This window comes from Shewanella goraebulensis (assembly GCF_030252245.1).
In the GTDB taxonomy this organism is placed as follows: domain Bacteria; phylum Pseudomonadota; class Gammaproteobacteria; order Enterobacterales; family Shewanellaceae; genus Shewanella; species Shewanella goraebulensis.
This window is the reverse complement of sequence record NZ_CP126972.1, coordinates 2,260,977-2,272,674: the sequence shown is the minus strand read 5'-3', so window position 1 is coordinate 2,272,674 and position 11,698 is coordinate 2,260,977. Positions and strand designations below refer to the sequence as shown.

The 11,698-nt window shown below is 38.4% G+C and carries 14 protein-coding genes; 4 read left to right on the top strand and 10 right to left on the bottom strand.

Annotation, left to right across the window (positions count from 1 at the left end; translation table 11 throughout):
- The first annotated feature begins 82 nt into the window (after positions 1–82).
- A complete protein-coding gene (dsbB, locus tag QPX86_RS09530; RefSeq protein WP_285165028.1) occupies positions 83–598 on the top strand; it encodes a disulfide bond formation protein DsbB in 516 nt (171 codons plus the stop codon).
- Positions 599–733: 135 nt separating this feature from the next.
- On the opposite strand, the gene QPX86_RS09525 is transcribed toward dsbB, so the two are convergent.
- The 3 genes from QPX86_RS09525 to QPX86_RS09515 all read right to left on the bottom strand — a co-directional run bounded on the left by QPX86_RS09525 (position 734) and on the right by QPX86_RS09515 (position 2,652).
- Positions 734–1,174: a YcgN family cysteine cluster protein gene (locus tag QPX86_RS09525; RefSeq protein ID WP_220755388.1), complete on the bottom strand. Its 441-nt coding sequence runs from the start codon at positions 1,172–1,174 to the stop codon at positions 734–736.
- A 42-nt stretch (positions 1,175–1,216) separates the two neighbouring features.
- Complete coding sequence (locus tag QPX86_RS09520; RefSeq protein ID WP_285165027.1) at positions 1,217–2,191, bottom strand: lytic murein transglycosylase; 975 nt, start codon at positions 2,189–2,191, stop codon at positions 1,217–1,219.
- A gap of 182 nt (positions 2,192–2,373) precedes the next feature.
- Positions 2,374–2,652 (bottom strand): YcgL domain-containing protein, encoded by a 279-nt coding sequence (locus QPX86_RS09515; RefSeq protein ID WP_220755392.1) that lies wholly within the window; start codon positions 2,650–2,652, stop codon positions 2,374–2,376.
- Between the two features lie 121 nt (positions 2,653–2,773).
- Here QPX86_RS09515 and minC point away from each other — a divergent pair, with 121 nt between their 5' ends.
- From minC to minE, 3 genes are read left to right on the top strand one after another with little or no spacing between them, the layout of a single operon-like run.
- A complete protein-coding gene (minC, locus tag QPX86_RS09510) occupies positions 2,774–3,439 on the top strand; it encodes a septum site-determining protein MinC (RefSeq protein ID WP_220755390.1) in 666 nt (221 codons plus the stop codon).
- A 28-nt stretch (positions 3,440–3,467) separates the two neighbouring features.
- Positions 3,468–4,277: a septum site-determining protein MinD gene (minD, locus tag QPX86_RS09505; protein WP_102526246.1), complete on the top strand. Its 810-nt coding sequence runs from the start codon at positions 3,468–3,470 to the stop codon at positions 4,275–4,277.
- 2 nt (positions 4,278–4,279) lie between these two features.
- Positions 4,280–4,540, top strand: coding sequence for a cell division topological specificity factor MinE (minE, locus tag QPX86_RS09500; protein ID WP_285165026.1), 261 nt, complete (start codon positions 4,280–4,282; stop codon positions 4,538–4,540).
- A gap of 196 nt (positions 4,541–4,736) precedes the next feature.
- Here the strand turns inward: minE and rnd are convergent, their stop codons facing one another.
- The 7 genes from rnd to tsaB all read right to left on the bottom strand — a co-directional run bounded on the left by rnd (position 4,737) and on the right by tsaB (position 11,682).
- Positions 4,737–5,849 carry a ribonuclease D gene (gene rnd / locus QPX86_RS09495; RefSeq protein ID WP_220755412.1) on the bottom strand — a complete coding sequence of 371 codons (1,113 nt, stop codon included), beginning with the start codon at positions 5,847–5,849 and terminating at the stop codon, positions 4,737–4,739.
- 79 nt (positions 5,850–5,928) lie between these two features.
- Positions 5,929–7,602, bottom strand: coding sequence for a long-chain-fatty-acid--CoA ligase FadD (gene fadD, locus QPX86_RS09490; RefSeq protein ID WP_220755411.1), 1,674 nt, complete (start codon positions 7,600–7,602; stop codon positions 5,929–5,931).
- Positions 7,603–7,836: 234 nt separating this feature from the next.
- Positions 7,837–8,766: an alpha/beta fold hydrolase gene (locus tag QPX86_RS09485; RefSeq protein ID WP_220755410.1), complete on the bottom strand. Its 930-nt coding sequence runs from the start codon at positions 8,764–8,766 to the stop codon at positions 7,837–7,839.
- A gap of 70 nt (positions 8,767–8,836) precedes the next feature.
- Positions 8,837–9,706, bottom strand: coding sequence for a class I SAM-dependent methyltransferase (locus tag QPX86_RS09480; protein ID WP_285165025.1), 870 nt, complete (start codon positions 9,704–9,706; stop codon positions 8,837–8,839).
- Between the two features lie 71 nt (positions 9,707–9,777).
- A complete protein-coding gene (locus QPX86_RS09475) occupies positions 9,778–10,464 on the bottom strand; it encodes a M50 family metallopeptidase (RefSeq protein WP_285165024.1) in 687 nt (228 codons plus the stop codon).
- Positions 10,457–10,885 (bottom strand): hypothetical protein, encoded by a 429-nt coding sequence (locus QPX86_RS09470; RefSeq protein ID WP_285165023.1) that lies wholly within the window; start codon positions 10,883–10,885, stop codon positions 10,457–10,459. The genes QPX86_RS09475 and QPX86_RS09470 overlap by 8 nt, the downstream gene beginning before the upstream one ends.
- Positions 10,886–10,974: 89 nt before the next feature.
- Positions 10,975–11,682: a tRNA (adenosine(37)-N6)-threonylcarbamoyltransferase complex dimerization subunit type 1 TsaB gene (tsaB, locus tag QPX86_RS09465; protein WP_220755406.1), complete on the bottom strand. Its 708-nt coding sequence runs from the start codon at positions 11,680–11,682 to the stop codon at positions 10,975–10,977.
- Between the last annotated feature and the right edge of the window lie 16 nt (positions 11,683–11,698).

The window sequence follows — 11,698 nt, the reverse complement described above, 5'->3', positions numbered from 1 at the left end:
GCTGATTTGATTTAACGTTTGTTTTGAAAACACCCTCATTCGAGGGTGTTTTTTTATCGTCATAAATCGACAGGAGATTGATTTGACTGGATTACAGAAATTTACTCGCACTCGCACCGCATGGATGGTGTTGCTTTTATCCGCTATTGGCCTTGAAGCTGCTGCATTATTTTTTCAATACGTTATGGAGTTAGATCCCTGTGTAATGTGCGTATATGTGCGTGTTGCAGTTTTGGGGTTAATCATTGCAGGTATTATTGGAACTTTAGCGCCTAATTTCTGGTTAACCAGAATTGCAGGCTTAGTTGGATGGGCCGTTAGTGCCGTATGGGGATTAAAGTTGTCCCTCGAATTAAATGGATTACAAGTCGATCCATCTCCTTTTTCAACTTGTTCATTCTTCCCTGAGTTTCCTAGTTGGATGCCATTAGATGAATGGTTACCTTCAGTCTTTTCTCCTACAGGAATGTGTAGCGACGACCCTTGGACTTTTTTATCTGTCAGTATGGCTCAGTGGATGATAGTGACTTTTATCATTTATCTTATTGTGCTTGCAGTCATGGTTATCCCTGCGATAAAACCATTAAAATCTAAATAGCTGATTTGTTATAGATTAAAAATAAAACATTGATGACAATTTAAACTCTGGCTTAATCAAATACGCATAAAAAAGCACTCATTAAAGAGTGCTTTTTTGATTGTCTTAGACAAGAAATACTAGTATTTGAGTTGCTTAATCTAAGTCTTTAAGTGGCCAAAGTACGATATGATCAAATACATCACGAACTTTATTTTCGTTAATGGTTTTGCCTTTAACTGAAATACCAGCAGCATGCATTTCATCTTTCGAGCCAGTAATGAGTGGGTGCCAAGTTGGTAGTTCTCTACCTTCATGCAAACGTTTATAAGCGCAAGAATCTGGTAACCAAGTTAATTGAGCAACATTGTCTACTGTAATTGCAGTGCAAGCTGGCACATATTTAAAACGTTCAGGGTAACGGCGACAACCGCACGTTTCATCATCTAACAAATGACAAGCAGCATCGGTGTAATACAGCTCTTCTGTTTCGTCATCAATTAATTTATTTAAACAGCACTTACCGCAACCATCGCACAATGCTTCCCATTGTACGGTGGTAAGTTCGTTAAGTTTTTTTTCAACCCAAAAAGACATAATTCAGTACAGCATTAACCTTAAATTACTGGCATTATATCATTAATTGATTGGAGGATTTTTGATTCGTTCTGAAAGGTAAGTCACAGTGAGTAAAAAATGTTCTTTTACCGACCATGCTTGTAACAAGCGAAAGTTGTTATAGACCAAATATTGTCGACCATTAGCACCATCAGGCATTAATAGTGAAACTTGCATATCGTCACGTTTAGGTAAGTCATTACCGTTATATCGTCTTACCCCTAGATCTTGCCATTCATTGAATGTTTCAGTGTGGTCAGTGCCAACGAGAAAGCTTTCAATTGGGTTGATAGCACTCACCTGACGTCCCCAAGTCTCACTGTTTTTCCAACCAGCATCTCTTAACATAGATGCTGCAGTTGCAAATGCATCAAATTGATTGTTCCAAATATCCTTTATACCATCTCCATTGCCATCTTGTGCGTGAGCCAGGTATTGCGAAGGCATTAACTGCATGTGTCCCATAGCACCTGTTGACGAGCCAATTAACTGTTCATATTGAACTTGGTCAGTATCAAGGATTTTTAAAGCAGCGATAAATTCCTCAATATAGAACTGTTCTTTATTACCGGAATAAGCATTTGATGCTGTAACTGATAATATTGGGAAATTCCCCTTCTGTTCACCAAATTCAGATGTCATGCCCCATAGCGCCACTAGAAAGCGAGGTTGTACACCGTAACGGTCACCTATAGCAATTAATGATTGTTGTTGTTCTTTAAACATTGCGCGTGCAGTGCTTACTGTTATTTCTGGTGAATTTTGTGGGATATAACTTTCGAGGTTTAATGCTTTGTTTGACCCATTAGCAGTGGCACGTTTGAACACCTTAATATTCGAAAAGTGTTTATCAATAGTGTGTTGTGACACACCTGCAAGTGCCGCTTTATCTTTTAATGTAGCTAAATAATCATCAAAACTTACGCTCTGTTGTGCGTAAGCAAAGTTAATAGTAAAAAAAATTACTATTACAGATGAAATGATCTTCCCAATCATAAAATGTCCTAAATTAACTCATTATTGCTATTCTTATTTTTTTCAACTAAACGTTAACATATTTGTACTAACATCGAAATACCAAATATAACCACACAATTTCAGGCTATTAATTAATACAGACTGGCATTTATAACAGTGCCAGTGCCAGTATTAAATTACTACTTCTTATTAAAGCGACACTAATCTTTTATCCCTAAACTTTCTCGGTGCTCTTCTAATAAATTGGTCACTGGTGGTGGTAGTTGAAGATAAAAACCTTTATCAACTAACTCTGATTTTACTTTTTCAATATCTGCCATGGCCAACTCAGTTCTTTTTGATAGTGGTACCATCATCACTAACTTAGGTGTTCCGAACATCTTCATTAAAGGCTCTGGAACAGCATCAAAAACATCACGTTTTTCAACAAATAAGTAGGTATCGAGTTTTCGACTACTTTTATATACGGCGCATATCATTTTGGGATTAAATTCCTCTGTTTCTAGCTTGATAGTCAACAACGCACACTATAACATGGACAGTTAATAATTTAATTGCAATTCAGTTCTCACACTGACTTTTTTGGAGATTAACGCCTGGATGGCTATACAAAGTCTTGAGTTAAAAGCCACTTCTTTTACTCTTTCAGTACTGCATATTAATACTCATGATTTTAATCTAATTGCTGCTGATCTTGATACTAAGTTATCTCAAGCACCACAGTTTTTCATTGGTGCACCATTAATCTTAAATTTAAGTGCAATTGAAAATCATGATGTTGATCTCGCAGCATTAAAACAACTTCTCACTGATAACCAACTCATCATTGTTGGTGTAACATCAGCTAACGAAAGCATTAGTGAGCAGGCAAAAGCTTTGGGTTTAGCGATTGTGAAATCAGGCAAGCAAGCTAAGAACATGCCCGCCCCAACTAAAGAAACCAAAATCATTAAGCAAAATGTCCGCTCAGGACAACAGATTTATGCAAAAAATGCTGACTTAATCATCTTTGGTGCAGTTGGTAATGGTGCAGAAGTCATTGCTGATGGTAGCATTCATATATATGGCGCTTTACGTGGAAAAGCGATGGCGGGTGCTGCAGGAGATAGAAACAGTATTATCATCGCAAACACTCTCGACGCCGAATTAGTTTCAATTGCTGGACAATATTGGCTAGCAGAACATTTGCAGCAGCATTGTAGCGATCAACGAGGTTGCGTTCGCTTAAATAGCGATACACTCATGGTTGAATCATTGCCTCAATAGTTGGCAACATAAAAGGATATAATAACAAATGGCACAAATAATTGTTGTCACATCAGGTAAAGGTGGCGTTGGTAAAACAACTTCAAGCGCTGCAATTGCAACAGGTTTAGCTTTAAAAGGCAAAAAAACTGTTGTTATCGATTTTGACATTGGTCTACGAAACCTTGACCTAATTATGGGTTGTGAACGTCGTGTAGTTTATGATTTCGTCAACGTTATTAATGGCGAAGCGAACCTAAACCAAGCCTTAATTAAAGATAAGCGCTGCGACAAATTATTTATTCTTCCCGCTTCACAAACTCGCGATAAAGACGCCTTGACTAAAGAAGGTGTTGGCGGCGTATTAGATGAGTTAAGCAAAGATTTTGATTACATTGTTTGTGACTCACCAGCCGGTATTGAGCAAGGTGCGATGATGGCGCTATATTTTGCTGATATAGCTATTGTAACAACCAACCCAGAAGTTAGTTCTGTACGCGATTCAGACCGCATTTTAGGTATGTTACAAAGTCGCTCTCGACGAGCAGAACAAAATCTTGAGCCTATTCAAGAGTTTTTATTACTCACTCGCTATTCACCTGCTAGAGTTAAAACAGGTGAAATGTTAAGTGTTGAAGATGTATCAGAGATTTTAGCCATTAAATTACTCGGTGTTATTCCTGAGTCACAAGCTGTATTAAAAGCATCAAACTCGGGTATTCCTGTGATTAATGATGATGAAAGTGATGCGGGCTTAGCTTACGCTGATACTGTCCAACGTTTACTTGGTGAAGAAGTACCATTTAGGTTTCTTACTGAAGAGAAAAAAGGATTCTTAAAAAGGATATTTGGTAGCTAATTATGTCAATACTCGATTATTTCAGAAGCAATAAAAAAACCAATACTGCTGTGACGGCAAAAGAGCGTTTACAGATAATTGTTGCTCATCAACGTGGTGAACGTGATGCGCCTGATTACTTTCCTAAAATGAAACAAGAAATTATTGAAGTTATTCGTAAATATGTACAAATATCTGAAGATCAGGTTTCTGTACAACTTGACCAAAACGATGACAAACTCTCAGTATTAGAGCTTAATGTAACCCTTCCAGACGGGAAGTAATGATATAACCGACTGAGAGGTTGGAGAATATAATGCTCCAGTTAGCGGACTAAGTGTTACTAAACTTCTCTTTGGTTTTAGATATTAGTTTTATATTAAAAAGCCCAGATGACATTGTGTCATCTGGGCTTTTTGTTATTTGACTAAAAATCTATCAAAACTTTGAGCGCTTTAGCCAACTTTACAGCAAACATAATTAGCCAAATTTAATGGAATCCAGTGCATTAGTTACAAGCGCACCACGCCAACCTGAAAGCAATAAAGGCGTTGGAGTTTGCTTTTTATGGTGTAGCCAAAGCAAAAATTCATGTATCAAACGTTTTGACCCAATAAACTCAATTGCTACATCTTTTTCTTCTGCAATCGCAGCTAATATCGCCTTTACTTCTTTAAATGAGGTTTTATAACCATTTTTAAGTGCAATAACATCAACAGCTTCGGGTAAATTTTCTAGATCTGCAGTTTGTAGAACCTTAACCAAGTCTTTGCCATGAAAACGTTTCTCATGATCAGTTAAATCATTCAACTGATTTAACTCGGTTACCGTTTTAGGTTGTTTTTTAGCTAATGCAATCATCGCATGATCTTTAATGATAAAACCAAGCGCAGAATCTTTTTTCAAGGCTTTTTGCAAACGCCATGTCGCCAGGACTTTTAAATAGGCAAGTTGCTTCGGAAAAAGTTGAAACGCGTTCTTCACCTTTAAATAGGCAAGCTCTTCGTTAGGCGGTGTAAGGCGCCCTTCCGTCATGCGCTCACCTTCTTCAAGTAGCCATTCCATTCGGTTGGCTTCATTAACTTTGGCTAACAGTTGCGGATAAAGTTTGTAGAGATAATAAACATCATTAGCTGCATATTGAAGTTGCGCATCCGTTAGCGGTCTTTTCATCCAGTCGGTGCGAGATTCGCCTTTATCAATCTCTATCTCTAAAAACATCTGGACCAACTTAGCATAGCCGACACCGTGGCCTAAACCACATAAGCTGGCAGCAATTTGACTATCAAACAGCGGTACTGGTTGGCAATTACCATATCGAGCAAACACTTCTAAATCTTCACTGCATGAGTGTACTAGTTTAGTAATTTTAGTATCTGATAATAACTGCCAAAAACAGCTCAAATCAGGTAACGCTACTGGATCAATTAAAGCCAACGTTTTACCATCATATGCTTGAATGAGACCTAACTTGGCATAGTAGGTTCGTGTTCTGACAAACTCTGTGTCTAATACCAGTAAATCACTCTGCTGATATTGAGCGACTAATTGCTCAAGGCTTGCTTGGTCGCTAATGTATTCAAACGATAACAAAATTCTCTCCAGTATAAACTTATCGCCAATGTAAGCCTAAATGACATGCAATAAAAAGCCGGCTATTGCCGGCTCTACTTTACGCTGATTTAACTTCGTCTCGAAGTTCTCGTCGTAAAATCTTACCTACATTGGATTTTGGTAACTCATCTCTGAATTCTACCAGCTTTGGTACCTTATATCCTGTTAAATGATGACGACAATGCTTAATAATATCGCCTTCAGTTAAACTGCTATCTTTAGCCACGACAAATATTTTAACCAATTCCCCGCTGGCATCATTCGGTACACCGACTGCAGCAACCTCAATCACTTTCGGATGCAGAGCAACTACATCTTCAACTTCATTAGGGAAAACGTTAAAACCAGAAACCAGAATCATGTCTTTTTTACGGTCAACGATAAAGAAAAAACCCTTTTCATCCATGTAACCAATATCACCTGTGGCTAACCAACCGTTTTTATCAATCACTTTGGCTGTTTCTTCTGGGCGTTGCCAATAGCCTTTCATTACTTGTGGGCCTTTAGCAAAAAGTTCTCCAGTTTCGCCTTGTGCTAACACCTTACCTTCATCATCTCGAATTTGAATGTCAGTTGAAGGCGCAGGGAAACCAATTGATCCATTGTAACCTTCTAGGTTATACGGACAACAAGTTACCAGAGGTGATGCCTCTGTTAAGCCATAACCTTCTAATAAACGAGTCTCAGTAATATTCTGCCATTTATCAGCAACAGCTTTTTGCACAGCCATGCCGCCGCCGATAGATAATTTCAATCGACTAAAATCAAGGCTTTTAAAATCTTCATCATTAACTAGGGCATTAAATAGTGTATTAACGCCTGTTAACGCAGTAAAAGGATATTTTTTAAGCTCGCCTACAAAAGCTGGCAAATCGCGCGGGTTAGTAATTAATAGGTTTTTGCTGCCTTTATGAAGGAACAGTAAGCAATTTACTGTAAGGGCAAAAATATGATAAAGCGGTAATGCAGTGACAACGAACTCAGTTCCGTCTTTAAGCGCCGGTGAATAAGCACCGTTTGCTTGTAGAACATTACTCACTACGTTTCCATGGGTTAGCATTGCCCCCTTTGATACACCTGTAGTGCCGCCAGTGTATTGTAGGAATGATAAATCTTCTGAGGTAATTTCAGGTTTGATATATTGCTGGCGACGGCCCTTAGTTAGCGATTGTCTGAAAGAAAGCGCATGGGGTAAGTTGTACTTAGGTACCATCTTCTTAATGTATTTAACGACAAAGTTAACCAAAGTACGTTTAGGCGCGCTTAGTTGGTCTCCAAGACCAGTAATAATCACGGACTCAACAGGCGTTTCAGCAACAACTTCTTCTAAAGTTCGTGCAAAATTTGAAACGACTACAATGGCTTTAGCACCTGAATCCACTAGTTGGTGCTTTAGTTCTCTAGGGGTATAAAGTGGGTTTACGTTTACCACTACCATACCCGCTCTTAAGACACCAAATAATGCAATAGGATATTGCAGTAAGTTTGGCATCATCAAGGCAACACGGTCACCTTTTTCAAGCTTTAATTCATTTTGTAAATAGGCTGCAAATGCACGACTTCTTTCTTCTAACTTACGGTAAGTAAGCGTCGCCCCCATATTAATAAATGCAGGTTGATCAGCGTATTTTGATACTGCAGATTCAAACATATCGACTAAGGAAGCAAATTGCTGAGTATCAATTTCTGCCGGTACGTGTTCTGGTAAGTTATTTATCCAAGGCTGGTCCACAATTTTCTCCTATTTATCCTGACACTTTTTATGAACCAATTAGTTCAATAAGTAAGGTGTCAAAGATCACTGCATCAACACTAGCGTAAATTCTTATTATTGTTACTAGTTACAGTAAAAACGTTATTGATAATTATTATTTTCAGCCATACTAAAAATCATACGACCGTTTAAATTCAGACCATAATCACATAAATGAAAATAAAATCCTAGTGATTTTGCACCTCAAGATACTTAATTTAGAATAAATGTTCTAATCTTGTTAGCAACTTGCTCCGCACTGCCCATGTGCAAATGATGATCTCCTTCAATTTGCACATACATTAAATGGTTAAACCACAACTTTGCTTGGGGCAAAGCTAATTTTAACTGTTTAAAGCCCTGTTCGGCTAATATTAATAAACAAGGTGTGTCACTGACGCTCATTAAAACATCAACCTGTTCAAAGGTTAATCTATAAGGCGAATCCAGTTTTAAACGTGGATCACTTTTCCAACAATATTGCTGATTTTTAATTTCAAGATTGCGCTTAATAATTAACTCACACCATTGTTTGTCCATTCCCGTTAACTGATGCCGTGCGTTTACCGCACGCTCGATGGTTAAGCCACGAATATGCTCATTAGGTGCCAATTGACTTTCGTTTTCAACATTCATCCTGGATTGATTAAAGCGGTGATGCTGCTTAAAGCTTCTATTTAAACGATCTTTAGAATGTTTAGCTGATTCAAATATAGGCGATAGTGCTTCAATTAATATTAATTGGGTGACTTTATCAGGAAAAGCTGCGTTATAAGCAGCTGCAACGATTCCTCCCAAGGAGTGACCAATAATGCTTACGGGCTGTGTTTGAGTTAACTTGGTCATTAACTCATCGAGATCATAGAGGTAATCAATCCAATGCAATGGATAATGCCCTGGTCGATGTTGTGATAAGCCATGGCCTGGCCAATCAATCGCAATGAGTTGGAAGTCTTCAAATAGCGATTGTTGTTCAAATGCTGCAACTAAAGGCACGAAGCTGTCTGCATTATCTAACCAGCCATGAAGCGCTAATAAGATGGGTTTATCTTTTTGTCCGTATCGCTTTGCCGCTAAACGAATATGAGCCAATTGAAAATCGACATCCTCATATTGCGGCGATTTTACAATTGGCTCATTCATTGATGACTTCTTATCTTGCAGAATACTTTTAAGTATTCAAAAAGGTGACTTGTAAAGGCTATTAAAAAGCTTACTTCGCTTTTTTTACAAACTTAAGTGTCATGCGATCGCTTTCACCTATATCAAGATACTTTTGCTTATCTTCATCTTCAAGTGCTAAGCGTGGAGGTAACGTCCACACGCCTTTGGCGTAATCTTTGGTGTCTTTAGGGTTAGCATTAACTTCTGAAGATGCTACGAATGTAAAACCTACTTTTTCAGCTAACGCGATCATTTCAGCTTGATCCATATAGCCACTGTCAAAAGACATACCAGGATTAGCGCGATGTTCTACAACACCAAAAACACCGCCATCTTTTAATACTTTATAAGACGAAGTAAAGGCATTTTCTAACTGTTTTTGTCCAGCCCAGTTATGAAGGTTACGAAACGTCAGTACATAATCTGCACTGTTATCAATACCTAAATCAACTGATGCAGGAGGCTGAAAAGTCACAGTCGATGCATTACCAACGGCTTCTTTATTGTCGCTTAACCAAGCTTCAAACTTTTTACCTGCTTTAGCGTAATACTGAGTACGTTTGGTATCTTCTTTTGGATTTGTTTCGAAAATCCCGCCTATGTATCGGCCTTTTTCAGCTAAATAAGGGGCTAAAATTTCAGTATACCAACCACCTCCAGGCCATAATTCGATCACTGTGTCATCTGCTTGAATACCAAGAAATGCAAGTGTCTCAGCTGGATTACGGTAGTTATCACGGGCAGTATTTTTTTCGCTGCGAAAATCACTCGCAACCGCAGCTGCTAATTGAGGATTAATTTTAACAGCTTGAGATTTTTCGCTGCTTGCATGGTCATGTGCAATTACACTATGACTAACGGTAGCTAAACCTAACGTGCTTAAACCAAGCGCGGTGGTTAACAGTAACGTACGTTTCATTGTCTTCTCCCTGAAGAAATTGTCTTTTAAAAACAGCAACTGATACGGCAAAGATTGCTAAGTCGATCACTCTAAACTGTTTGTGGCTTGTTGTCGTCAACTCTTCGCCAGCACATCCATAACATAAAGCAACTAAACGCTACCCACATGATGACCCATATCCAAGACGGCAGCCATGTTAACTGTGAAAGTTTAGCCGCATCGCCTTGAGTTGATAAGCCAAATAACACTGTTGGGCTCGTCATGGCATTAAGGATAATCATAAGACCGAGCATACGAAGTAAACTATTCAACCAACTTGAATGGTCAAATTTAAGTGGCAGTAGTAAAAATAAAGCAAGGCTAATAAGAATAGCAATGGTTAATAAATCTCGAGCCCAAAATAAAATTGAAGCGACAACGGTCAAACCTAATAAACCTAGGGTTAATCGAATCCCCGCACGCCAAGTCGCTAACAAAAAAATAAGATAACCCCAAAGAGCTGCGCCAAAATAACCACTAAATGTAATTAACGGTGCAAAGCCACCTTGGGTAAAACACAAACCAGCGCCATTTGGAAACAATTGAATTTGGTTAACCATTCCGCCAGAAACAATTGCAGCAAGCCCGTGAGAGATCTCATGGAAATAACTTTCAAACCATTTAAACGGAATACTGATAAAAGGGAGTTTGGTAATAAGGAATGCGACAAGGACTTCTAGGAAGAATATTCCTTTAGAAGGAATAGCAGATAAGCTTTTCGGCTTAGGATCATGCATATAAATCAATACCCACCATTTGTTGAATTTGTTCTCGCTGAACAGCATGCTGGTTAAGCAAGTATTCTTTTATCGCTCCTGCACTTCCTTGGGAGTGATGCTGTTGAGCATTAGTCGATGTTTGATTGTCATATTGTACTTTTGCATCAACAGCAGACTTAATCGCTGACTCATCAAAATACAATACTTGCTGATCGAAAATAGAATTCAAGTCAGCATGGCTTTCATGCTGGCCTCCTAGCTGACTATTAACAGTTTCATTTACTTTCGCTTGTTTATTGATGGCGGAAATGTCATTCAAACCATCAACTTTAGTTGCTGAGCTGTTTTGTTTAATAGCCTGTGTTGCAGCACTCTTATTGAGCGAGAAAGGATTATAAGAAGACAATGGCTGAATGGCCGAATATATTGTAGATTGCATTAAAATTGTCCTCCTATTATTTTCTGAAACTAAATTGAATAAACCATTTTGAATAAACTAAGACGTTAACGAATTTGAGGTTAACGGATTTATTCTCTTCCCGGAAGTTTTTTCCAAGTCACCGTATCACGTAAATATACAGGCGCTAAATCATCAACTGGCGTTGATAAACCTTGTGCGAAACCGACCTGAGCAAGTTTTATCATTGCTGCAGCATCGGGTAATTTAATATCAGACATCTTGGTTGAGTCAATATCAGTTAATAAATCTGGGTAAGCATCAAAACCAGTACCACATAAGATGATCTCTTGTTTGGTATCCAAACTAATGAGTACTTTATCTGGGTTAGTTACATGCTCGTCGCCAACTAAGGTCGCAATGCCATCGATATCAACAAATTGCGCCCAGTAGATTTCATTCATTCGTGCATCAATCGCAACAAAAACTTGTTTAGCTTGGGCTGAATCAATCGCCATTTGCGCCATTGCTGCCAAAGTTGAAATCCCAATAACAGGAATATCATGACCCAATGCTAGCCCTTGCGTCATGCTGGTACATATACGGATCCCAGTAAAACTACCTGGTCCACGGCCATATGCAATCAAGTTTACATTCGCAATTTTAATCTCAGCTTCTTTTAGTACTTCATCAACCATAGGTAATAAGCGTTGGCTATGTTCTCTTGGAGCATTAGCTGAACGGGTATGTAAACCTTGCTGATGTAATAACGCAGCAGAACAAGATTCTGTACATGTATCTAATGCAAGTATCGTTAAATTTGAATCAATTTGAGTCATGTAAGACGTGTTAACC